This window comes from Rhodoferax sp. P2_H8_2 (assembly GCF_056403235.1).
In genome coordinates, this window is record NZ_JBFUFW010000002.1 from 222,162 (window position 1) to 244,944 (window position 22,783).

At 61.4% G+C, this 22,783-nt stretch carries 25 protein-coding genes; 6 read left to right on the top strand and 19 right to left on the bottom strand.

The annotated features are described in order from the left end of the window. Positions 1 to 61 precede the first annotated feature (61 nt). The 15 genes from AC1DV6_RS03965 to AC1DV6_RS04035 form a co-directional block, all read right to left on the bottom strand. Positions 62 to 817 (bottom strand): LytR/AlgR family response regulator transcription factor, encoded by a 756-nt coding sequence (locus AC1DV6_RS03965; RefSeq protein WP_477975340.1) that lies wholly within the window; start codon positions 815 to 817, stop codon positions 62 to 64. Then, the gene (locus tag AC1DV6_RS03970; RefSeq protein WP_477975342.1) at positions 814 to 1,944 is read right to left on the bottom strand and encodes a sensor histidine kinase; all 1,131 of its coding nucleotides are present in this window, start codon (positions 1,942 to 1,944) and stop codon (positions 814 to 816) included. Before AC1DV6_RS03970 ends, AC1DV6_RS03965 begins: the two co-directional genes overlap by 4 nt. Before the next feature lie 86 nt (positions 1,945 to 2,030). Continuing rightward, positions 2,031 to 3,350, bottom strand: coding sequence for a c-type cytochrome biogenesis protein CcmI (ccmI, locus tag AC1DV6_RS03975; RefSeq protein WP_477975344.1), 1,320 nt, complete (start codon positions 3,348 to 3,350; stop codon positions 2,031 to 2,033). Further along, the gene (locus AC1DV6_RS03980) at positions 3,347 to 3,814 is read right to left on the bottom strand and encodes a cytochrome c-type biogenesis protein (protein ID WP_477975346.1); all 468 of its coding nucleotides are present in this window, start codon (positions 3,812 to 3,814) and stop codon (positions 3,347 to 3,349) included. The genes ccmI and AC1DV6_RS03980 overlap by 4 nt, the downstream gene beginning before the upstream one ends. Beyond that, entirely contained in the window at positions 3,811 to 4,335 is a 525-nt protein-coding gene (locus tag AC1DV6_RS03985) for a DsbE family thiol:disulfide interchange protein (RefSeq protein ID WP_477975348.1), read from the bottom strand. Before AC1DV6_RS03985 ends, AC1DV6_RS03980 begins: the two co-directional genes overlap by 4 nt. Continuing rightward, complete coding sequence (locus AC1DV6_RS03990) at positions 4,332 to 6,296, bottom strand: heme lyase CcmF/NrfE family subunit (RefSeq protein WP_477975350.1); 1,965 nt, start codon at positions 6,294 to 6,296, stop codon at positions 4,332 to 4,334. Before AC1DV6_RS03990 ends, AC1DV6_RS03985 begins: the two co-directional genes overlap by 4 nt. A 10-nt stretch (positions 6,297 to 6,306) precedes the next feature. Next, on the bottom strand, positions 6,307 to 6,744 hold the full coding sequence (ccmE, locus tag AC1DV6_RS03995) for a cytochrome c maturation protein CcmE (RefSeq protein WP_477975352.1): 438 nt from the start codon (positions 6,742 to 6,744) through the stop codon (positions 6,307 to 6,309). Further along, positions 6,741 to 6,920, bottom strand: coding sequence for a heme exporter protein CcmD (ccmD, locus tag AC1DV6_RS04000; RefSeq protein WP_477975354.1), 180 nt, complete (start codon positions 6,918 to 6,920; stop codon positions 6,741 to 6,743). The genes ccmE and ccmD overlap by 4 nt, the downstream gene beginning before the upstream one ends. Next, a complete protein-coding gene (gene ccmC / locus AC1DV6_RS04005; RefSeq protein WP_477975356.1) occupies positions 6,907 to 7,638 on the bottom strand; it encodes a heme ABC transporter permease CcmC in 732 nt (243 codons plus the stop codon). The genes ccmD and ccmC overlap by 14 nt, the downstream gene beginning before the upstream one ends. Next, on the bottom strand, positions 7,635 to 8,318 hold the full coding sequence (gene ccmB / locus AC1DV6_RS04010; RefSeq protein WP_477975358.1) for a heme exporter protein CcmB: 684 nt from the start codon (positions 8,316 to 8,318) through the stop codon (positions 7,635 to 7,637). The genes ccmC and ccmB overlap by 4 nt, the downstream gene beginning before the upstream one ends. Beyond that, positions 8,315 to 8,935 (bottom strand): cytochrome c biogenesis heme-transporting ATPase CcmA, encoded by a 621-nt coding sequence (gene ccmA / locus AC1DV6_RS04015; protein ID WP_477975360.1) that lies wholly within the window; start codon positions 8,933 to 8,935, stop codon positions 8,315 to 8,317. Before ccmA ends, ccmB begins: the two co-directional genes overlap by 4 nt. A gap of 82 nt (positions 8,936 to 9,017) precedes the next feature. Next, positions 9,018 to 9,812, bottom strand: a complete 795-nt coding sequence (locus tag AC1DV6_RS04020; RefSeq protein WP_477975361.1) for an SDR family oxidoreductase — start codon at positions 9,810 to 9,812, stop codon at positions 9,018 to 9,020. Between the two features lie 45 nt (positions 9,813 to 9,857). Further along, a complete protein-coding gene (locus AC1DV6_RS04025) occupies positions 9,858 to 11,129 on the bottom strand; it encodes an alanine racemase (protein WP_477975362.1) in 1,272 nt (423 codons plus the stop codon). Between the two features lie 5 nt (positions 11,130 to 11,134). Further along, on the bottom strand, positions 11,135 to 12,565 hold the full coding sequence (locus tag AC1DV6_RS04030) for a D-arabinono-1,4-lactone oxidase (protein WP_477975363.1): 1,431 nt from the start codon (positions 12,563 to 12,565) through the stop codon (positions 11,135 to 11,137). Beyond that, entirely contained in the window at positions 12,562 to 12,903 is a 342-nt protein-coding gene (locus AC1DV6_RS04035) for a c-type cytochrome (RefSeq protein ID WP_477975364.1), read from the bottom strand. Before AC1DV6_RS04035 ends, AC1DV6_RS04030 begins: the two co-directional genes overlap by 4 nt. Before the next feature lie 100 nt (positions 12,904 to 13,003). Here AC1DV6_RS04035 and AC1DV6_RS04040 point away from each other — a divergent pair, with 100 nt between their 5' ends. Continuing rightward, positions 13,004 to 14,029 carry an AraC family transcriptional regulator gene (locus AC1DV6_RS04040; RefSeq protein WP_477975366.1) on the top strand — a complete coding sequence of 342 codons (1,026 nt, stop codon included), beginning with the start codon at positions 13,004 to 13,006 and terminating at the stop codon, positions 14,027 to 14,029. Between the two features lie 251 nt (positions 14,030 to 14,280). On the opposite strand, the gene AC1DV6_RS04045 is transcribed toward AC1DV6_RS04040, so the two are convergent. Together AC1DV6_RS04045 and AC1DV6_RS04050 are read right to left on the bottom strand one after the other, a co-directional pair. Beyond that, positions 14,281 to 15,201 (bottom strand): DMT family transporter, encoded by a 921-nt coding sequence (locus AC1DV6_RS04045; RefSeq protein ID WP_477975368.1) that lies wholly within the window; start codon positions 15,199 to 15,201, stop codon positions 14,281 to 14,283. 6 nt (positions 15,202 to 15,207) lie between these two features. Next, positions 15,208 to 16,110 carry a DUF808 domain-containing protein gene (locus tag AC1DV6_RS04050; protein ID WP_477975370.1) on the bottom strand — a complete coding sequence of 301 codons (903 nt, stop codon included), beginning with the start codon at positions 16,108 to 16,110 and terminating at the stop codon, positions 15,208 to 15,210. Positions 16,111 to 16,233: 123 nt separating this feature from the next. Between AC1DV6_RS04050 and AC1DV6_RS04055 the strand changes: the two genes are divergently transcribed. Beyond that, positions 16,234 to 16,797, top strand: a complete 564-nt coding sequence (locus AC1DV6_RS04055) for a 3'-5' exonuclease (protein ID WP_477975372.1) — start codon at positions 16,234 to 16,236, stop codon at positions 16,795 to 16,797. Further along, positions 16,794 to 17,264 carry an SRPBCC family protein gene (locus AC1DV6_RS04060; RefSeq protein WP_477975373.1) on the top strand — a complete coding sequence of 157 codons (471 nt, stop codon included), beginning with the start codon at positions 16,794 to 16,796 and terminating at the stop codon, positions 17,262 to 17,264. The genes AC1DV6_RS04055 and AC1DV6_RS04060 overlap by 4 nt, the downstream gene beginning before the upstream one ends. A 42-nt stretch (positions 17,265 to 17,306) precedes the next feature. Here the strand turns inward: AC1DV6_RS04060 and AC1DV6_RS04065 are convergent, their stop codons facing one another. Together AC1DV6_RS04065 and ahr are read right to left on the bottom strand one after the other, a co-directional pair. Then, the gene (locus AC1DV6_RS04065; RefSeq protein WP_477975375.1) at positions 17,307 to 18,272 is read right to left on the bottom strand and encodes a glutaminase; all 966 of its coding nucleotides are present in this window, start codon (positions 18,270 to 18,272) and stop codon (positions 17,307 to 17,309) included. Positions 18,273 to 18,335: 63 nt separating this feature from the next. Further along, positions 18,336 to 19,352, bottom strand: coding sequence for an NADPH-dependent aldehyde reductase Ahr (gene ahr / locus AC1DV6_RS04070; RefSeq protein WP_477975377.1), 1,017 nt, complete (start codon positions 19,350 to 19,352; stop codon positions 18,336 to 18,338). 169 nt (positions 19,353 to 19,521) lie between these two features. Between ahr and AC1DV6_RS04075 the strand changes: the two genes are divergently transcribed. Genes AC1DV6_RS04075 through mnmH form a run of 3 tightly spaced genes read left to right on the top strand, consistent with a single transcriptional unit; the run spans position 19,522 to position 22,753 of the window. Further along, positions 19,522 to 20,640, top strand: coding sequence for a beta-ketoacyl-ACP synthase III (locus tag AC1DV6_RS04075; protein WP_477975379.1), 1,119 nt, complete (start codon positions 19,522 to 19,524; stop codon positions 20,638 to 20,640). Continuing rightward, the gene (gene selD / locus AC1DV6_RS04080) at positions 20,637 to 21,710 is read left to right on the top strand and encodes a selenide, water dikinase SelD (RefSeq protein ID WP_477975381.1); all 1,074 of its coding nucleotides are present in this window, start codon (positions 20,637 to 20,639) and stop codon (positions 21,708 to 21,710) included. Before AC1DV6_RS04075 ends, selD begins: the two co-directional genes overlap by 4 nt. Continuing rightward, complete coding sequence (mnmH, locus tag AC1DV6_RS04085; RefSeq protein WP_477975383.1) at positions 21,707 to 22,753, top strand: tRNA 2-selenouridine(34) synthase MnmH; 1,047 nt, start codon at positions 21,707 to 21,709, stop codon at positions 22,751 to 22,753. The genes selD and mnmH overlap by 4 nt, the downstream gene beginning before the upstream one ends. Positions 22,754 to 22,783: the final 30 nt, after the last annotated feature.

Sequence of the window (22,783 nt, forward strand, 5' to 3'; positions counted from 1 at the left end):
ATTGACCAGCTTGGTGGCCGCGACCAAGCTATCTCCTGCGGGTTCACCCCAAGTAAGGCCGCTACATGGCCTTGAACAGGTGCACGTAGGCCCGGCTGACCGGCAGTTCACGGACCATACCTTTGATGCGCACAAAGAGGCGGCTCACATCATCACGACGGGTCCCCTCCAGATATCGCAGATTGACAATCGTCGAGCGATGGATCTGCCAAAAGTGCGTGGGGTCCAGCTGTGCGGCCAGTTCCATGATGGGTGTGCGGATCAGGTATTCCGTCTGTTCCGTCTGCACACAGGTGTATTTGTCGTCCGCATGGAAGTAGCGCACATCCTCTATGGCGATCTGTGTCGTCAAGTCACCGCTACTGGCGCGCACCCAGCGCAGGCGCTCCGTGACAGGCGGTGCAACGGGAAGCAAGCGGCGTAGGGCCGTCAGCATATGGGCATCGGTATCCGCTTGGGGCTCGGCCAAAGCCCTCTGCACGCGCTCCACGGTTTGCTGCAAGCGCTCCAGCTTAACGGGCTTGAGCAGGTAGTCCACTGCTTCCTGCTCAAAGGCCTGCACGGCATACGCGTCGTAGGCCGTCACAAATACCACGCGGGTCGCACCTTCAATGCCCTGCGCCACTTCCAGACCGGTGAGCCCCGGCATCTGGATATCTAGAAAGGCCACATCCGGCTGCAGCTCGGCAATCTTCGCCGCCGCCTCCAGGCCATTGCGCGCTACGGCCACCACCTGCAGGTCGGGCCATGCATTCAACTGCGCTTGCAGCGCCTTTGCCAGATGCGGCTCGTCGTCGGCAATCAGCACGGTGGTCATACAGTACCTTTGGATTGGAACGGAATGCGCAATGTGGCCAGTGTGCCCGGATGCGCTGCCACCAGTGTTAGACTGGCCGCGCTGCCCCACTGGGTCTGCAGGCGCTCCCGCACATTGGCCAACGCCATGCCGGCCCCACCTCGCCGCGTCGGCGCATCCAGCCCCATGCCATCGTCGGCCACCGTGATCACCAGCATGTAGGCCTCACGCCGCACCGTGACGGTGACGGTTCCGCCCTCCACCTTGGGCTCCAGCCCATGGTGAATCGCGTTCTCGACCAGCGGCTGCAACAGCAAAGGCGGCATCTCCGCATCTGCGGCATAGCCATCCACGTTCAACCTGAAGGCGAGGCGATCTTCCATCCGCGTCTGCATCAGTTCCAGGTAGCGGCGCACCATGTCCATTTCGCTCGCAAGCGTGGCCTGCTCGCTCCGCAGACTGGTCAGTGACCCGCGCAAATACTCGGTAAACGATTCCAGCATCTGCTTGGCACGCGGTGCGTCGTGGTCGATCAGCGACACCACATTGGCCAAGGTGTTGAACAGGAAGTGCGGCTCGATCTGGCCCTGCAGCAAGCGCAGTTGCGCCTGAACAGCACGCTTCTCGGCCTTCAGGCGACGCGCGGCGGTACCGAACAGCAGGTTGAAGATCAAGATAATGACCAATGTAGCGGCCAGGCTGGCTGCCAGCGAAACAGGGTCTTTCAAAACTTGGAAATAAGGGACCTCCAGGCCGGCCACCGCAGCACCCAAGGGCCAAGCGATAGCCACCCCGACCATAGGGATGCCACTGAAATAGAAAAAACGTGGCAGTCCGTTCAGCATTTGAACCCGCTCCAGTCCGAGCAGCTTGCGCCCCAGTAGAAACAGGCCGCGGATCGCAAAACCGATGAATAGCGAGATCACCAGATTGATCTGGTACCAATGCCACCAACTCGACGGACTACGCCAAGCCCCGTCATCGCCATCGGCGGATAAAAATCCCAACACCGTAAAAAATATCGCGCAAGCGCAGCAGAACAGGAAAGTCCAGACCAGGTTGAGCCACTTGGGACCCACAGGGTGCGGGTCACTGCCCAACCACGAACGCCAGGACTGATGGAGTAAATGGAGTGTTGAAGTGTTCATGGACGCCACTGTAGGCAAGCCATTCTCGCTTCAAAGGACAACCGCGACGAATCGACAGAACAGACGACGAATCGACAGCCGCAGCGCTACTTCAGTTTTGCTTTCGCATCAGCTATGTTCTTGGCCACCCACTGGGCATTGGCCGAACCGGGCTCCAGCACCGCAGACAGTTTTTCCCATTGGGCGATCGCCAACTTGAAGTCGCTGCGCTTGTAGGCCGCAGAGCCTGACAGCATCAGTGCCATCGGGTGGGCAGGCTGCAAGGCCAGCGCCTGGTTGACCAGTTTCAGCGGACGCCCTTCCAGGTTACCGCCGGCGCGGGTTGCCAGCAAATCGGCCAGATCGGTCAGCATGTCCGGCGTCTTGTCGACCAGCGGTTGTGCTTTTGTGTAGGCCTTCTCTGCGTCGTCCAGGCGGCCCAACACTTTGTACGAGCGCGCGAGTCGGGCCCAGCCTTCCATGTCATCGGGATTGGACTTCAAACGCGTAGCGAGTCGCTCCACCATCTGCAGGATTTGTGCGTTGTCGGGCTGGCCTGCGGGTGCAGCTGGTACCACCGGGGCCTTGGTCTTACCCGCGGGCAGTCCGCCCTTCTCACGGGCATCTGCAATATAGGCTTGTACCTGCTCCGCGTCCTGTGACTGCGGATCGACAATGGTCAGCAAGGTTTCCCAATGGGCAATCGCTTGCGCAAATTTGCCTTCACGATACGACTGGGCAGCCACCAGCATCAGCGACATCGGATGCTTGGGGTTGATCACCAGCGCCTTGCGCACCAGTTCTATCGGCGCGCCTTCCAGCTTGTCGCCCGCGCGCACGGCCAGCAAATCGGCGTAGTCCGCCATCAGGTCGGGCTCGGTCTCCAGCAAATTACCCGTCTTACTGTACGCCTGCATCGCGTCGTCCAGACGGCCCATCACCTTGTACGAGCGCGCCAGCATCGCCCAGCCGCGTGGATTGTCCGGGCTGGCTTTCAGGCGCTGCGCCAGGTCGTCCACCATCTTGAAAACCTTGTCGCGCTCTGCTTTTTGTGCGCTGACCGGGTCAATCGCAGCGGGGTTGCCAAGCCAGCGGTACATGCCACCCGCGCCGACAACCACCAGCAGGGCCACAGCAACCGCCGTCATTCTGGAGCCTTTGCGCGAGGCGATGGCTGGCGCAGGCAGGTCCTGCGCGTCATCCAGCATGCGCAATTGCAATTCGTCACGGGCTGCTTCATGCTCCTGCGCACTGATCGCACCACGTGCCAGATCGGCGTCCAGCGCATCAAGCTGCTCGCGGTAAATCGCTACATTGAGTTGCCGGCTGGAAACCTCAGAGGCCTTGGGCTGACGCAACAGCGGGCGCAACAGCCACACGAGAACCAACAGCGTCAACAGCGACGCCAGAACATAGAAAACAGTCATGAACGAGAGTCGGTGTTGTTGAGCAATGCCTGCGCGCGTTCGCGCTGCGCAGGGTCAAGAGTGGGTGCAACCGCTTCACGCTGCGTGGAGCGTACCAAGCGGTACAGGCCCCACAACGCGCCCAGCAACAGCAGGAAGGGGCCAAACCACAGCAGCCAGGTCACAGGCTTGACCGGCGGACGGTAGCGCACGAAGTCGCCATAGCGGTTGACCATGAACTCCATGATCTCGGCGTCAGATTTGTTCTCGCGAATCAGCGTGCGGATTTCGCGGCGCAAGTCCATCGCCAGATCGGCGCGCGAACCGGCCAGCGATTCGTTCTGGCACACCAAACAGCGCAGCTCTTCGGAAATCGCGATCAAGCGCTTTTCCACCACTGGGTCTTCGGCGAGCGGAGCCGCTTCGTTGGCGAATGCAGACACCGACGTCAACATCGCGAACAGGCAAGCAATCCAGAGTTTCATTTCTGCAGCTCCCGCACCAGCGGCGCTATCTTCTCGTTCCAGGCCTGCTCGGTGATCGGGCCGATCTGCTTGTAGCGGATCACACCCGCCTTGTCGATCACAAAGGTCTCGGGCACGCCGTAGACACCGAACTCGATACCGATGCGGCCATCGCGGTCCACGATGGTCAGGTCATAGGGATTGCCAAAACGGCTCAGCCAGCGCTGACCCTCATCGTCCTTGTCCTTGTAATCCAGCCCAACGATAGGCACCAACTTGGCTTTGGCATATTCCATCAGCAAGGGATGCTCTACACGACAGGCCACGCACCACGACGCCCAGGTGTTGAGCAGCCACACCTTGCCCAGCATGTCCTTGCTGGAAAACTTCTGGTCGGGCGCATCGAGCCGCACCGTCTGAAACTGCGGCGCGGGTTTGTTGATCAGCGGCGACGGGATTTCGCGCGGATCGCGCATCAGGCCAATGCCCAAAAACACCGCCAACACGATAAATAGCGCCAGTGGAATCAGTGTCTTCTTCATGCCGACACGCTCCCTACAGGCAGTACCGCCGCTGCAGCTTTCTTCCTGCGGTAGCGTTTGTCCAGCGCCGCCATCGCGCCGCCCAATGCCATCAGCAAACAACCGCCCCAAATCCATGTCACAAATGGCTTGTAGTACACGCGCACAGCCCAGGCCGGACTGTCCCCGCCCTCTAGTTTCTCGCCCAGAGAAACGTAGACATCACGTAGCGGATTGCTATCAATTGCGGCTTCAGTCATCGGCATGGTCGACGAGAAATACGTGCGCTTCTCGGGATGCAAAGTTTTCAGAACCTTACCGTCCTTGATCAGCTCCACATCGCCCACATCGGCTTTGTAGTTGGGGCCGGGCGCCGTGCGAATGCCGGTCAACTTGAAGGTGTAGCCACCCACAGCGACGGTATCGCCCAGTGCCATGCGCACGTCTTTCTCCGTCTCATAACCCTTGACCATCGTGATACCCAGCACCGACACCGCAATACCGATGTGCGCCGCGTGCATGCCCCAGAACGAGACAGGAGTGGAGCGGAAGTTTGCTGTGTCACGCAGTTGCCGCCAGATCTGTACGGCAGACGACAACACAATCCAGAACACCAGCGACAACCCGATAGACACCCACAGCGACCAATCACCCATCAACAACGGCAGGCTGCAACCCAGCAGCACGGAAATGATGGCGATGGGGCGCAATTTCTTCATCAGGTCCTGCGCGGAATCACCCTTCCAGCGCGACCACGAACCCAACACCATGAACACCAGCACCGGCACCATGATGGGTCCGAACACCGCGTTGAAATACGGTGGACCTACCGACAGCTTGCCCATATTCAGCGCGTCGATGATCAACGGATACAAAGTACCCAATAGCACTGCGGCTGCAGCCACGGTCAGCAGCACGTTGTTGACCAGCAGAAAGGTCTCGCGCGACACCAGCGTGAACGCGCCACCGGCGCGCACCTTGCTGGCCCGCAGTGCGAACAACGTCAGAGAGCCGCCCACCACCACGCACAGGAACACCAGAATGAACACGCCACGGCGCGGATCGGCCGCGAATGCGTGAACGGAGGTCAGCACACCGGAGCGCACCAGGAACGTCCCCAACAAACTCAGCGAAAACGCCGTGATCGCCAGCACGATGGTCCAGTTGCGGAACAGGCCGCGCTTCTCGGTGACCGCCAACGAATGGATCAGCGCGGTGCCCACCAGCCAAGGCAGGAAGGATGCATTTTCGACCGGGTCCCAAAACCACCAACCGCCCCAGCCCAGCTCGTAATAGGCCCACCAGGAACCCAGCGCAATGCCCAACGTCAAAAAGATCCAGGCCGCTGTGGCCCAAGGCCGCGACCAGCGCGCCCACGCGGCGTCGAGCCGGCCATTGAGCAATGCTGCAATCGCAAACGCAAACGGCACTGCAAAGCCGACATAGCCCATGTACAACATCGGCGGATGGATCACCAGCCCCGGGTCTTGCAGCAGCGGGTTCAGGTCCTGGCCATCGGCAGGAATGTCAGCGAGGCGGTCAAACGGATTGGACGTGGTCAGCATGAACAGCAAAAAGCCCGCAGCCACCAGCCCCAGAATGCCCAGCACGCGCGACACCATCGCATCCGGCAACTGGCGCGAGAACACCGATACCGCCAGCATCCAGCTCGCCAGCATCATTTGCCACAGCAACAATGAACCTTCGTGCCCACCCCAGACGCCGGAGATGCGGTAGATGCCGGGCAGCTTGGAATTGGAATGCGCAGCGACGTAGGCCACCGAGAAATCGCTGGTGTAGAACGCATAGGTCAGGCAGCCAAAGGCCAGTGCCGAAGTCAGCCACAGCGCCTGCGCACCGGGGCGGGCAATCGCCATCCAGTCGTTGCGGGCCAGCTGGCCGCCAACGACACTCAATACGCCCATCGCCAGCGAAATCGTCAGCGCCAGGATCAGTGAGAAATGGCCAAGTTCAGGAATCATGCGATCCGCCTTACTTCAAAGTCTTGATGGTTTTCTGCGCCTCATCGACCGCATGCTGCGCTTCCGGGGGCATGTAATTTTCGTCGTGCTTGGCCAGCACTTCACTGGCGACAAACAGGCCGTCATCGCCCAGCTTGCCCTGTGCGACCACGCCTTTGCCTTCGCGGAACAGGTCCGGCAGGATGCCGGTGTAGCGCACCGACACTTCCTTGGCGGTATCGGTCACGACGAACGCCACCGTCATGTTGTCCCGCTGCACGGTGCCGGTCTTGACCATGCCACCCACGCGAAAGGTGCGGCCCTTGGGCGCTTCGCCCGATGCGATCTGGCTGGGCGTAAAGAAGAACACCAGATTGCTCTGGAAGGCGTTGAGCACCAGCGCAGCGGCAATGCCCAATACGGCAATGCCGCCGACGATGATGGCGGCGCGTTTGTGGCGTGGCTTCATGATCCGCTACCTTCCTGTGCCCATTCGTTCTTCAGCATCTCCATGGTTTGCAAACGCTGGCGACGGATCATCCACATCTCACCCACGAGGGCGATAGCGGTGACACCAAAACTGCCCCACACATAGAAGCCGTAGCCGCCCATGTGGACGAACTCGGAAACACTATTCCACTGCATGTTTAACCCAATCTGCATGGCGCTCGCGCACCAGAATGATGGAACGCACCCGTGCCAGCGTGACGGCGATGGAATACATCCAGAACGCCAGCGCCATCAGCAGCATGCCCAAGAGCATGGTCGACGCCATGCTGGGCGAGCGGGTCAGCGATACCGAAGAACCTTGGTGCAGCGTGTTCCACCACTTCACCGAGAAATAAATGATGGGCACATTGATCACGCCTACCAGCGCAAGCACGGCTCCGGCTTTGTCAGCGCGGCGGGGCTCGTCAATCGCGGCCTGCAAAGCGATGAAGCCGATATACAGGAATAGCAAAATCAGCTCCGACGTCAGGCGCGCGTCCCACACCCAATAGGCGCCCCACATCGGCTTGCCCCATAGCGCGCCGGTCCACAGCGACAGCGCAGCGAACAGCGCGCCAGTGGGCGCCAGCGCCGTGGCCATCATGCCGGAGAGGCGGGTGTTGAAAATCAGACCCAGCCCGGCCCACGTCGCCATCACAACATAGATGAACATGGACATCCACGACACGGCCACGTGCACGAAGATGATGCGGTAGCCCTCGCCTTGTTGCGCATCGGTAGGCGCAACAAAGAAACCGATATACAGGCCCACCGCCGCCAGCACGGCGGCGAGCACAGCAAACACCGGCCACAGCTTGCCAGCCAACGGATAAAAGTTTTGCGGTGACGCAAACGCAAACAAATTATTTTTCATTCCATCGAAATCCTCAGCGCCGCAGCGATTGCCAAAGGGGCAAACACAGCAGACACCAACATCAAAGCACCCAGCAGCGACAGATGGGCCGCAATGCCCAACCCTGCGGCGTCAGCCTCTACAGCACCGGCGCCAAATATCAGCACCGGGATGAAGAGCGGCAAAACCAGCAAGGATAGCAACACCCCCGCCCCGCGCACCCCCAGCGTCAACGCCGCGCCCACACCGCCAATCAGGCTCAGCGTGGGCGTGCCCAGCAGCAAGCTCAGCATCAACACACCCAGTGCATGTGCATCCAGCCCGAACTGCAAGCCCAGCACTGGCGAAATCACCACCAGCGGCAGGCCGGTCAGCACAAAGTGCGCAAACACCTTGGCGGTTGCCAACAGCGACAGCGGCATCGGCGACAACGCAAGTTGCTCCAGCGTGCCATCGGCATAGTCCGCCGCAAACATGCGCGGCAACGACAGCATGGCGGCCAACAACGCACCGACCCACAACACGCCCGGCGCCATGCGCAACAGCAGCGCCGACTCGGGCCCCACACCCAGCGGGAACAGGCTGGCGACGATCACAAAAAACACCAGCGGCGTTAGCACTTCGCCCTTTTGGCGCATGCCCATCGCCAGCTCGCGCTGCACCACAGCACGCCATGCCGAAAACCAATTACCCTCGGTCATGCGCCGAGTTCCAGCACTTGCGGCTTCACTGCGCCCCCACCTGCCACAATTTCCACATCCTGGTGGCTGGTCAAAATCACCATGCCGCCGCTTTGCAGATGCTGGCCCACCACCGTGGTCAGCGACTGTATGGCCTGCTGGTCCAACGCCACAAAAGGCTCGTCCAGAATCCACAGACTAGCCGGGGTCATCAAAAGCCGGGACAAGGCCACACGGCGCTTCTGCCCCTGCGACAGATGCCGCACCAGGCGATGCTGGCAGGCGTGCACGCCCAGTTGACCCAATGCAGCCGTCGTCTTTTGCGCATCCGGCGTCTGGCCGGACAGCGCGGCATAAAACTGCAGGTTCTCGTCCACCGTCAGCGCTTCTTGCAGCGCGTTCTGGTGGCCGAGGTAAAACAGATTGCTGCGGTAGCTTTCGTCCACCTGGGCACCGTTCCAGCGAATATCGCCGCCGTCCTGGCTGGAGAGGCCGCACAGGATGCGCATGAGGCTGGTTTTACCGGCGCCATTGCCGCCTTTGAGGTGCAGCAAACCACCCGCAGCCACCTCAAATCCCACGCCGGAAAAGAGCTGACGGCCCCCGCGGACACAGGTCAGGTTGGAAACTTGGAGCATGGGGATGGAAATTCCGGGAAATTGCGCAGCAAAACCTCTATTGTGCCTGCCCTCCCGAAGCGGCCTCTCCCCTATGACACCGCTAGAAAGTCCCTGGGTAGGCCCCGCCGTCCACCAGCACGTTTTGCCCGGTGATGTAGTCCGCCTGCTGGCTGCACAAAAACGCACAAACCGCGCCAAACTCATCGGCGTTGCCAAAGCGCTGCGCTGGAATGCCTTTGCGGCGCGCTTCAGCGACCGCCTCCACGCTCTGCCCGCTCTTAGTCGCATTCGCCTGAAAGTTGCCACGCAGGCGATCCGTGTCGAAAGAGCCGGGCAACAGGTTGTTGATGGTCACGCCCTTGGCCGCAATGCTGCTGCGCGATACGCCTGCGACAAAGCCGGTCAGCCCAGTGCGCGCGCCGTTGGACAGGCCCAGGATGTCGATGGGCGACTTCACTGCGCTACTGGTGATGTTGACAATGCGGCCAAAGCCGCGCGCGGCCATGCCGTCTACCGTGGCCTTGATCAGTTCGATGGGGGTCAGCATGTTCGCGTCCAGCGCGGCCAACCAGGCGTTGCGGTCCCAGTCGCGGAAGTTGCCGGGTGGCGGGCCGCCGGCGTTGGTGACGACAATGTCAAAGTCGGCGCGCTTCGCAAACACGGCGGCGCGGCCGGCTTCGGTGGTGATGTCTTGTGCACAAAAATCGACGGTAGCGCCCGTGGAATGTGCGTAAGCAGCTATTAATTCAGTAGCAGATTTTTGCAGAGCTTCGGCACCACGGGCGACGATCAGCACGTTGACGCCCTCCTGCACCAGCGCCTTGGCGCAGCCCAGGCCCAGCCCCTTGCTTGCGCCACACACCAGCGCCCATTTGCCTTTGAGTCCCAAATCCATGCGAATGCTCCCGTCGTATGCACAAAGCCGAGAGACTACACCGCCTTAGATACCCACAGGCAATACCGGCCAACGCGCTTCGATCTTGTCGCCGCGCACAGCAACCAGATCGCCAAACTGCAGCAACACTGCCTCGCTTTGCTTGGGACGCAGGAAGATGAAGTCGTCCACCTTCAAACTCACGGACCGGGGGGCGGTGTAGCCCTGCTGGTTGGTGCTGGTGTAGGCAAAGTGGGGGGCCACTCCCGGGGGGGCTTCGCAGTCGGCCAGCCAGTGACCGCCATAGCCGAAGTAAATGTCCTCCAGATTCGGATTCCAGCCGCTCATCAGGGTACTCAGCCAATCGAGCGCGGGAATCCGGTTCTTCTGGTGCTTGAGCACCGGTGACGCAATGAAGGCGCTGGCTTCAAACGCGTCCAGGTCTGGTATATCGAATTGGCTTGGCTTCATCAGGACAGAACCTGCCGTCAGGTCGTTCACCGACGCGTCGCCCTCGTAGCTTCGGAATGTCGGACTGCCCGCGGCGTTCAACGTGAGCTTCCCCGCAGCCAAGGGGGCAAAGCGGGTTTTGACCAGGTCCACACAGGCCGCATAGCGGGCGCGGACTTTGGCCTTTTCCCCTTCAATCAAAGGCCCGGGCAGCGCCGGGACATGGGCGTCATAGCCCATGAAGCCGGCAAACTCCAGGTGTTGAGGGTTGTCGGAAATCGTCTGTAGTGCCGAGGCCAGCGCCGCCGGATCACCGAAGCCACCGCGGCGCAGTCCGACGTCGATTTCGCAGTTGATCCGCATCTTGAGATTTTTGGCTTTCGCAAGCGCAAGGTACTGCGCCAGCCGGGCATCGGTATCGATCAGCCATTGCAACTGCTTTGAGGGATCGAACGCGCCTTTGTGCCCTTCATAAAACGTATTCACCGCATCCACCGGCATGGGCTTGCCCAACAGAATGTCGGAATCCGGGCGCAGCGTGGCCATGGCCTGCACAAACGGCCGGTGAAAGTTCATCAGCGATTGGGTGCCGGCGCGCCGGGCCACATAGTCCACCAGTGCCGGGCTGGGAATGGATTTGACCGCGATGCGGTAGGCCCGTCCCGGTACGGTGGCCACCGACTTTGCAACGCGGTCAATGTTGCGGTCCAGCCGGTCCATATCAATGACCAGCACCGGGCGGTCAATGCCGTGTTTGCGCAGCGTCTGGTTCAGCCGCGCAAAGTATTCGGGGTACGGCCCGCCTTTGTCGCCGGGTTTGCCAACGCCCGCGGCAACCGCGGCGGCAGCGCCACCGATCAACAAATTTCTGCGTGTGGTTTTTTGCATGGGGATCAAGCGCCAAAGAGTGTGTGGAGATGGGTGTTGAGCATGCGGCCCTGCGGGTCCAGCGTGCGGCGCAGTTCCTGGAAATCTTTCCAGTGGCGCGGGTACAGCGCGGCAAGGCGCTTGGCATCCAGCGTGTGGATTTTTCCCCAATGCGGTCGGCCTTCGTATTTCCAGAAGATCGGTTCGATCTCGGCGAAATACGGGCGGTAGTCGGTGTCACCGTATTGGTGAACCGAGATCGAGCAACCATCGCGCCCTTCGAACATCGAGAGCCAAATGTCATCGCCCTTGACGTAGCGGTACTCCAGCGGAAAGCAGATCGGAATCTTGCGGTCGCGAATCGTTTTCAGAATCTCGCGCACGCACGCCGGGCCTGCTTCGGCCGGCACGGTGTATTCCATTTCGCGAAAGCGCACGGTGCGCACATGCGGAAATACCTCGTACGACTTGCCGGTCTTGATGGTGCTGCCCGCGTCGCCCATCGCCAATTGCAAAATCTTGTCGTAGGCCACCTGCCCGCCCGGTATCCACGATGTGGCGTTGAACACCTGGCGCAGCGTCAGGACTGCCTGCGTATCGTCTTCACCGGCATCCTTGTCGCCCGGCTTCGAAGGATTGGTAGCGACTGTGACGCACAGGTCCGAATTGGTCAGTGGCATGAATTCAAAGTGCAGATGCTTAGCGCACAGCGCGTCGATATCCGCCAGCACGTCTTCGGTCTTCGCCACCTCGTTCACTTCGGTCAATGCAAACGACGGTTGGTTCTGCAAACGCAAGCGGGTCACGATGCCCAAGGCGCCGATGCTGGTGCGCGCCGCGTGGAACACTTCCGCGTTCTTTGTCGCGCTGCACTCCAGCAGTTCGCCCGACGGCGTGGCCAGTGTCAGCCCCGTGACATACGAGGACATCGAGCCAAAGCTCTTGCCCGTCGCGTGTACCGAGTTGGCAATCGCGCCACCCATAGCCGGGTAATCCATGTCTGGCATGTTCGGCAGCGCTTGGCCCACGCTGTCCAGCAGCGGGCCGACCTGGTGCATGCGCGTGCCGGCCCAGATTTCGGCCTGTTGCGTCGCGGGGTCGTGGCTGATCAGGCCGCTCAGCAGATCGGTCGCGATCAGGGTGTCGTTGGTAGGCACGACTGCGCTGAACGAGTGGCTGGCGCCGACGGCGCGCACCACGCCTTGTGCGTTCTTCAAAGCGTCGGCCAGTTCCGCTTCGGTTTGTGGCGCTAGACGCACCTTGGGCGTGCAGGTCTGGTTGCCAGCCCAATTGATCCACGGCAGCGGCTGGCCCGGCACAAAGGCAACGGGAGACTGCGGCTCGGTATTCCAGGGGCTGCAACCGGCCAGCGCGCCAACAGCGCCCGCAGTGGCGGCTTGCAACAGGCTGCGGCGCCCGGGCTGCACCAACTTTTTGTTCGTCAATGCTTTTTTCATTTGGCCGCCTTCTCTGGCAGACCCGCCACCATGCGTGTCAGCACGCGCAAATCCTCTTCGGTGCAGGCGCTGCAATAGCCCAGCGGCGGCATGCCGCGCAGGCCCTGCACGACGTTCTTCAGCAGCTCGTCTTCGCCCTTCTTGACGCGGTCTTTCCAGTCTTCGGCCTTGCCCATCAGCGGCACGTCGATGTTGGGACGCGCGTGGCATTGCAGGCAGTTGTTGGCCAGCAGATTGGTCTGGCGCGTGGTGACGCTATTGAGTTGGGCGATGGTAGCCAGCGGCACCAGCGCGAGCGCCCACAGCAAACCCACGGCGGTGCGGGAAGACAGAGCCATGCGAGAAGTCTCCAAATTGTTGTTTGGTGTCAGTGTGCGGCCAGTCGCCCCCAATCGCCAAGGTTCAAAGCGGTAAATTGGGGGACAATTCCGGAAACCCATGAATTCCCAACGCACCCTCCCCTCCACCGTTTGGCCCGTTCCGATTCAGCTCATCTGGCTGATCGTCGAAGAGTTGCAATCGCAGGGGATTGGCGCTGACAAGCTGCTGCACGGAAGCAGCCTGACCGCCGCCACACTGGGCGACGCCGAGCGTGTATTGCCCTATGACGAAACCGTGGCCCTGATAGCCCGTGCGCAAACGCTCAGCCGCGTGCCCGATCTGGGCATCCGTGTCGGCAGGCGCCAAACACCTTCCGGCTGGGGCATTCTGGGCTACGCGATCAACTGCTGCGCCACGGCAGGCGATGCGCTTCAAATGGGCGTGAAATACCACCGCGTATCGCCCAGCCTGAACCGGCTGACGCTGCAACACACCGGCGATCTGGCCTACTGGACTTTGCATCCGCCGATCAATCTGGGCGAAGCCCTTCCATTCGCCGTAGAGCAGGAATTCGTCGCCTTCTGCCGTGCAGGCCCGCTCTTGACCGGGCGCCCGGTGCCGCTCAAAGAGGCGCACTTCAGCTACCCGGCGCCCGCGTATCTCGATGCCTACAAGCAAGCCTTCAAATGCAAACTGATGTTCAACGCGCCGCTAAACCAACTCGTGCTGGATGCCGAGTGTCTGGACTACCCCATCCTGCAAGCCAACCCCTTGAGCGTGGCGACGGCCACCCGCCTGTGCGAGCAATTTCTGGCGGCGCACCCGGCCACCAATCCGCTCACCATGCAAATCCGCAAGCGCTTGCTGGAACAGCCTGATCGCTATCCGAGTGCCGAAGAGTTGGCCGCAGAGCTGCACATCACTTCGCGCACTCTGCGCAACCGCCTGCGCCAATCCGGCCAGTCGTATCAGCAGATTCTTGACGGTGTGCGCGAACAACTGGCGCGCGGCTATCTGCAGGAAGCACCGCTAAAAGTGGACGACATCGCCGCACGACTGAAGTTCAGCGATGCACGCAGCTTTCGTAGAGCGTTCAAGAAGTGGACGGGGCAGACACCAGACGCTTTTAGGGCGAACGGCTGATTCGAGGCTTGGTTTCCTGCCGAAGCGGGGAATGCCTGGGGGCCTCATGGTGTGCCTAAGGCCACACAAATCGGCTCCCATGCACTCCCCACCCCGGCGAGTAGAAACGTAGTGGCGCGGGCAGCGAATAGCTAAATCTCAACCGGAGAAGGGGAACTGTGCGGAGCCGATTTGTGTGGCCTTAGGCACACCATGAGGCCCCGCACAGTTTCCCTTTTCCGGTGGCGCAAACCAAGGTTGTTAAATATGCATCACCGCTGCCGTGTACAGACAAACACACCAGCAAGCACGAACACCGTTCCCGCCACAACCCACGGCGTAAACGGCTCACCCAATATCACCACACCCATCGTGATCGTGGACATAGGCCCCACCATGCCAACCTGCGCAGCCAGCCCCGAGCCCAGCCGCTCAATCGCCATCATCACCAGCAGCACAGGCACAACCGTGCAGGCCGTCGCATTGAGCAGCGAGAGCCACAAGACTTCCGGCGCCACAGCGAACGCGGCATTCAGAGGCCGCAACACCGCGAACTGGGCGATGCACAAAATGCAGGCCACCGTTGTCGCTAGCCCCACCAATCGGAGTGAACCCAGCCGCTGCACCAGCTCACCGCTGTAGCTCAGGTAGACCGCGTAGCTCACCGCGCTGCCAAACACTAAGAGCGTGCCCAAAGCCACATCGCTGCCATCCAGATGCACCTCGTGGCCAAACACCAGCAGCACGCCGGCATAGCTCACTGCCATGCCCAGCCATTGCCGCGGGCCAACCTTGCGGCCGTACAGCACCATGCCCATCAGCAGCACCAGCGTGGGGTTCAGATACAGCACCAGCCGCTCCAACGAGGCGCTGACATATTGCAGGCCGGCGAAGTCCAGAAAGCTGGCCAGGTAATAGCCGGTAAAGCCCAGTCCCAAAACGCCCAGCCAGTCCTTGCGCGTGAGTTTCGGCGCGGCTGGTCCGCCAGAGCGGTTGGTCCACCAGACGATGGCCATAAAGAACGGCAGCGCGAACAGCATGCGCAGCATCAACAGTGTCACTGCGTCCACGCCATAGCGGTAGCCCAGCTTGACGATGATGGCTTTGCCGCTGAATGCAATGGCGCCGACCATCGCCAGCGCCAAACCGACTGCTATGGATTTGGGAGCTGCTTGCGCCTGTATTGCGGGCATCGCAGCCTATTTCTTCTTGAATTTCGCCCAGATCTTCTGGGCCAACGTGACAAGTACAAGCGACAAACCACCCGCCACCACACCCACGATCAGGTCGGGCAACAGTGGCACTGGGATCGCTTCCACCGCATGGTGCAGCACGGGCAGACCGTGGATCAAGATGCCGCCGCCGACCAGAAACATCGCCGCAGTTCCCACAATGGTCAGCAGCTTCATCAACACGGGCGCGGCACGCAGCAGCATGCGGCCAAAGGCGCGTACGCTGTCGCCCAGCGAACCCGCGCGCTGCGTGCGGCTCAGGTACAGGCCGGCGTCGTCGATTTTCACAATGCCGGCCACAAAGCCATAGACGCCCACGGTCATCACGAAGGCAATGCCCGACAGCACGTAGAGCTGCGTGGTCCACGGGCTGGTCTGCACGGTACCCAGCGTGATCGCGATGATTTCGGCCGACAGCACAAAATCGGTGCGGATCGCGCCCTTGATCTTGTCTTTCTCCAGCGCCACCAGATCCACCTCCGGGTGCGTCAGCGCGTGCATCAGCTCGGCCTCGTGGGCCGCGGCGTCTTCGCCGCGGTGCAGGTATTTATGGGCAATCTTCTCAAAGCCCTCCAGGCACAGGTAAGCACCGCCCAACATCAGCAGCGGTGTCACCATCCAGGGCAGGAACACGCTCAGCAGCAATGCCAGCGGCACCAGAATCAACTTGTTGATAAACGAGCCTTTGCAGACCGCCCAGACTACTGGCAGCTCCCGCTCAGCGCGCACGCCAGCCACCTGCTGGGCGTTTAACGCCAGATCGTCGCCTAGCACCCCGGCGGTCTTCTTGGCGGCGACTTTGGTCAGGACGGCCACATCGTCGAGCACGGTGGCAATGTCATCAAGGAGAACGAGCAGACTGGAGGCCATGGACTTTGGAATAAATCGTTAATTGAAGGGCACATTGTCGCAGCGCATGCGTAGATACCCTTGGGTGCAATTTTGAAACCCCATCGCACAATGGTGGCCCAGCTATTGCTAAGCCTTCAGTCCATGCAATCCCACCCCACCCCGCTCACCGCCGCGCCCACGGTCATGGACATCGAAGCCTCCGGCTTTGGTCGCGACAGCTACCCCATCGAAATCGGCTTTGTGCTGCCCGACGGACACTCTTACTGCACGCTGATACGTCCCGAGCCGCAGTGGAAGCACTGGGACGAAGGAGCGGAGTCGCTGCACCACATTCCCCGCGCCATCATCGTCGAGCGCGGTCTGGCTGCCGAGATCGTCGCGCGCCAGCTCAACGCCAAGCTGGAGGGCCAAACTGTCTACTCCGATGGCTGGGCCAATGACTACACCTGGCTGAGCACCCTGTTTGACGCCGCCAACATGACCCCTTCGTTCAAACTGGACAATCTGCGCGCCCTGCTGGACGAAGACGAGGCCGACCAGTGGCATATGGTCAAGCAGCAGGTCAGCAGCGAGCGCGGCTCGCAGCGCCACCGCGCCAGCTCCGACGCCCGCCTGCTGCAGCTCACACTGTTGCGCCTGCGCAAGCTGGCACACCTTGCGCCTGCCGAGCCCCCGATTCCCGCTGCGCGCCAAGAAGCCAAGTGAGCACTACCGTCGCGGTCGAGATCGGCTACGAATTTGAGGTCAAGGCCCCGGCCAAAGACGTATTCACCGTCCTGTCCGACGTACCCACCTCCGCGAGCCATTACCCGCAGGTCGACAAGCTGGTGGACCTGGGCAGTGGCGTGTACCGCTGGGAAATGCAAAAGTTTGGCGCTGGCCAGTTCACGCTGCAAGCGGTCTATGCGTCCAAATATGTAGCCAACAAAGCCAAGGGCACCGTGGTGTGGACGCCAGTCAAGGGCGAAGGCAACGCGCAAGTGGCGGGCAGCTGGAAGATCACCAACAACAAAACCTCCACACATATCGTGTTGCAGGTGCAGGTATCCGTAGATCTGCCGATTCCGCCGGTAATGAAGATGGTGGTGCAGCCGCTTTTGGAGGCCGAATTTGAGCGGCTGACCGAGATCTATATCGACAACCTGATTGCGCGGTTTGGTGGTGAGGTTTGACGTGCTGTGTCTTGTGCCTACGCCAATAGGCTGGGCTTTGCGCTAGCAGGGGTTGGCGGCTGTAAACACGGACCAACCGGTTGCATCGACCAGTCGCTCCAGAGCGATAGTTCCCAACTCAGAGTTGCCGCGCTTGTTCAGCCCGGGGGACCACACCGCGATGGATGCCTTGCCGGGAACGATGGCGAGAATGCCTCCGCCGACACCGGATTTTCCGGGGATGCCGACGCGAAACGCGATTTCGCCCGACGCGTCGTAGTGGCCGCAGGTCAGCATCAGCGCGTTGATGCGGCGGGCCAGCATTGCGCCAATGATCGGCTCGGCAGAGTCGGGCGAGCGGCCATCGAACATCAGGTAGCGCCCCGCCAGCGCCAATTGGCGACAGGTCAGGGCCAGCGCACATTGGTGGAAATACAGCGTGAGCGCATCGTTCACCCGCGCAGACATGTTGCCAAAGCTCTTCATGTAGTTGGCCAAGGCAATGTTTCGGAACCCGGTGACGGCTTCGGACTGGGCGACTTCGAGATCGATGTGAATGCGATCGTCATGGGCCAGGCCGCGCACAAAACCCAACAAGCCACCAATCGCAGACTGCAGCTCGGCGTCGCCCAGAACCAGGTCGGAGACGACGATGGCGCCGGCGTTGATGAAAGGGTTACGGGGAATGCCCTGTTCGCTTTCGAGCTGGACGATGGAATTGAAAGAGGAGCCTGACGGTTCGCGGCCCACGCGCTGCCACAGCTCATCGCCATGCTTCTGCAGCGCCATCGTCAGCGTGAAAACCTTGGAGACGCTTTGAATCGAAAACGGCATCTCGGCGTCGCCGGCGCTGTGCACCGTTCCATCTGCCAGCACCACAGCCATGCCGAATCGGCTCAAGGGCACGTTCGCAAGCCCGGGAATATAGGTCGCGACGGCTCCGCGCTCGGTGCGTTGCGCCATCTCATCGACGATGGAGCCAAGAATGGCAGCGATATCGGGCGAGTGGATGGACGGGGTGGTAGGCATGGCTGGCTCCGCTACTGAATTAATAGCTGCTTACGCACATTTTATGCGGCTTACAGCCACTTTTCATTGGAAATCTGCATCCAGCACGACGCGATAGCGCGCTTTGCCAGCGCGCAGGTGATCCAGCGCATCGTTGACCTTTGACATCGGAAATCGCTCCACCTGCGGCGCGATCCCATGACGCGCCGAGAACTCCAGCATCTGCGCCAGCACATGCGGCGACGGCGTCGGCGAACCCGACAGGCTGCGCTGCCATGACAGCAGGCCGCCACTGCGCAGCTTCATCGCCTCGGTCACCACCCCCACGATATGCAGCCGCCCCTTGGGCGACAGCGTGTTGATCAGCGCGTCCCATTCCAGGCTGGCGCCCACCGTCACCAGCAAAAAGTCCAGCGAGCCCGCGTTGGCTTTGAGCTCTTTGACATCGACGCTGGAAATCGTTTTGTGCGCGCCCAGCAAGAGCGCCTCTTCGCGCTTGGACGCGGTGGACGTGAACGCCGTCACCTCGCAGCCCCAAGCCCGCGCGAACTTCACGGCCAGATGGCCCAGGCCGCCAATGCCCACGACGCCCACACGATCCGTCGGCTTGATGCCGTGCAACACAAACGGCAAAAAGACCGTGCCACCACCGCACATCAGCGGACCTGCGCTGGCCGGATCGAGCGCGTCCGGCAACGGGATCGCCCAGCTCCAGTGCGTGCGCAGCTTGTCGGCAAAGCCACCGTGGCGGCCGACGATGGTGGGCTGGCGTTTGCCACACAGATTAGGCTCGCCCGCGACGCAGAAGTTGCAATGCAGGCAGCTCTTGCTGTGCCAGCCTATGCCCACGCGCTGGCCGACCGTACGGCCTTTGGCGTTGGCGCCCACTGCGGTGATGCGCCCCACTACCTCATGGCCGGGTACGACGGGGTAGCTCGCGGGGAACCACTCGCTGTCGATCATCGCGAGGTCCGAGTGACAAACGCCGCAGTGTTCGATTTCAATTTCTACGTCTTCGGCGTCCATCGCTCCGGGGTCAAAGTCCAGTCTTTCCATCGGTCCGCCGCTCTTGGTGGCGGCCCAGGCGCGAAATGCGGTCATATCAGTTTTCCTTTTAAAGGCAATCGGGATGTATGGGCCGCAGGTTAGCGGGTTTTCAGGCGTCCGCCGCCCTAGGGTGTAACCGGAGTGACGCCCGTCCAAGACGGCGGATAATCGCTCCAATCGGGCCAACGCTGCCCCTTCAAGCCAGACATTTGAGACAAACACCATGCATCGCGTCGCCATCAGCAGCACCGGACTGTTCATTCCCCCGGAAACCATTACCAATGCCGAATTGATCGCGTCCTACAACGCTTACGCCGATCAGCAAAACGCCAAGCACGCGGCCGAGATTGCCGATGGCTCTTTCAACGCGCTGACGCACTCCAGCGTCGAGTTCGTCGAAAAGGCATCCGGCATCAAGCAACGCTATGTGATGGAAAAGTTCGGCGTGCTGGATCCGGCGCGCATGCGCCCGATTTTCAAAGCCCGGCCCGATGAGGATCTGTCGCTGATGGCAGAAATCGGCGTCAAGGCCGCACAAGCCGCGTTGGACGCTGCGGGCAAGACCGCAGCCGACGTCGACGCGCTGTACTGCGCCGCTGCCAATATGCAGCGCCCCTACCCCGCGATGGGCGTGGAAATCCAGACGGCTCTTGGCATCAACGGCTATGCATTCGACATGAACGTGGCCTGCTCCTCCGCCACGTTTGCGATCGAGCTGGCCTACAACGCGATCCGCACCGGACAGAGCCGCGCGGTGCTGGTGGTCAACCCCGAAATCACCTCCGGCCACCAGGCCTGGATCGACCGCGACTGCCATTTCATTTTTGGCGACGTGTGTACCGCTGTGCTGCTGGAGCGACTGGAAGATGCACCTGCCGGTTCGTTTGAAATCTTGGGTACCAAGCTGCTGTCCACCTTCTCCAACAACATCCGCAACAACGCAGGCTTCATGTCCCGCGCCGAAGACCGCGACCCCGAAGACCGCGACCAGTTGTTCCGACAGGAAGGCCGTAAAGTATTCAAGGAAGTCTGCCCGCTGGCAGCCGAACACATTGCCAACCATCTCGAGTCATTGGGCTACACGCCCACGCAAATGCGCCGCTACTGGTTGCACCAGGCCAATATGGGCATGAACCAGCTGATCGCCCGCAAGCTGCTGGGCCGCGACGCAACGGCCGACGACGCACCGGTCATCCTCGATGAATTCGCCAACACCGCATCCGCCGGTTCCATCATCGCGTTCCACCGCAACAAGGCGGACATCAAGGCCGGAGAAGTTGGCGTGATCTGCTCGTTTGGTGCGGGCTACTCGATTGGCAGCGTGGTGGTGAAGCGGCTTTGAACACTCCCCCAAATCCTCCGGCTGCAACTGCCCCCCTGCGGTTGACCGAGTTCTCTCACGGCGGCGGCTGTGGGTGCAAGATTGCGCCGGGGGTGCTATCCGCGATCCTGCGCAGCAGCGGTGGTGGCATATTGCCCAAGGAGTTGCTGGTAGGCATTGAAACTGCCGACGACGCGGCGGTGTATCGGCTGAACGACGAACAGGCACTGATCGCCACCACAGACTTCTTCATGCCCATCGTGGACGATCCCTTCGACTTTGGGCGCATTGCAGCGACCAACGCGATCAGTGATGTGTACGCGATGGGTGGGCGCCCCATCATGGCGCTCGCCATTGTGGCCATGCCCGTCAACCAGTTGCCCATCGAGGTGATTGGCCGCGTGTTGGAGGGCGGCCAAGCGGTGTGCCGCGCCGCCGGGATTCCCATCGCGGGCGGCCACACCATCGATTCGGTCGAACCCATCTACGGCCTGGTCGTGATGGGGCTTGTGCATCCAGACCGCATCCAGCGAAACCGCAGCGCCCGGGAAGGTGACGTTTTGGTACTGGGCAAAGCGCTGGGTGTGGGGGTTCTGTCGGCCGCGCTCAAGAAAGGGCAGCTGGGCGATGCAGGCTATGTCCGACTGATAGACACCACGACCCGCCTGAATACGCCCGGCATCGCACTGGCGCAAATGGACGGGGTGCATGCGCTGACGGATGTAACAGGATTCGGAATTGCGGGCCACACGCTGGAGATGGCGCGCGGAGCAGGTCTGCGCGCCGTGTTGGATTGGCATCGCTTGCCGCTGCTGGAAGGCGTTGCGGATTTTGCCGGGCAAGGCGTGGTGACCGGAGCATCCCGGCGCAACTGGGATGGCTATGGCGCAGACGTGGTGCTTAACGCGGGTTTGCCTGTGCAGGCACAGGCGCTGTTGACAGATCCACAAACCAGCGGCGGCCTGTTGGTGAGCTGCGCTCCCGGCGCTGTGGACGCCGTGTTGCGCGTTTTCAGGGATCAGGGGTTTGGCGAAGCGGCCGTTGTCGGTCGCATGGAGTCTGGCGCGCCAGGGCTGACGGTAGCGCCATGAAGGCACCCACCCGCGTGCAAGACCGGCACGGCTTCGACACCTTGATCGACGCGCGTACGCCTGCCGAATTTGCAATCGACCATATTCCTGGGGCGGTGAATTACCCGGTGCTGGACGACGAAGAGCGGCGCATCGTCGGTACGCTGTACAAGCAGGTCGGCGCTTTCGAAGCCCGACGTGTAGGTGGCGCGATGGTTGCAGCCAACCTGGCGCGCCATCTGCGAGGCCCATTGGCAGATCGCCCCGAGGGTTGGAAACCCTTGGTGTACTGCTGGCGGGGCGGACTGCGCAGCGGCTCCATGACACACTGGTTACGGCTGGTGGGATGGGATGCGCAGCAGCTGGCTGGCGGATACAAGGCATGGCGGCGCCACGTGATAGACACCATCGCACAGCAGGCGCCGCAGTTGCAATTGTTCGTCGTGTGCGGCGCCACAGGTACCGCCAAAACCCGGTTGTTGCATGTGCTGGCGTCACAGGGCGAACAGACACTGGATCTGGAAGGTCTCGCGCGTCACAAAGGGTCTTTGCTCGGCGCCTTGCCCGATGTACCCCAGCCCTCGCAGACGGCTTTCGAAACCGCCATTGCCAGTGTGCTGGAAGGCCTGGATTCCACGCGCCCCCTGTATATCGAAGGAGAAGGGCGGCGCATTGGCCGGTTGACCGTGCCCATTGCGCTGGTTGAACGCATGCGCAACAGTCCTTGCATTGAAGTGCGCGCCTCGGTCGCTGCACGGGTAGAGTTTTTGCTGCGGGACTACGCTTATCTGGGCGAGCAACCACAGTGGCTCGCCGATCAACTCAATCCTCTGAAGCCCCTGCATGGCAACGAGACGATAGCCGCCTGGCAGGCCATGGCCCAAACACACCAATTGCCACAGCTATTTGAAGCCCTGGCCACGCAGCATTACGACCCCTCCTATGCACGCTCCAATCGGTCGTACTTTCGCGCGTGGGACGCTCGCCAAGTAGTGGACGCCCCGGATCTGTCTCCACATGGCATTGAGGCTGTCGCGCGCGCGTTGATGGCATCGAAGCACTGAGCGGCGCCATCGCGCGGGCTGATGCAGGCT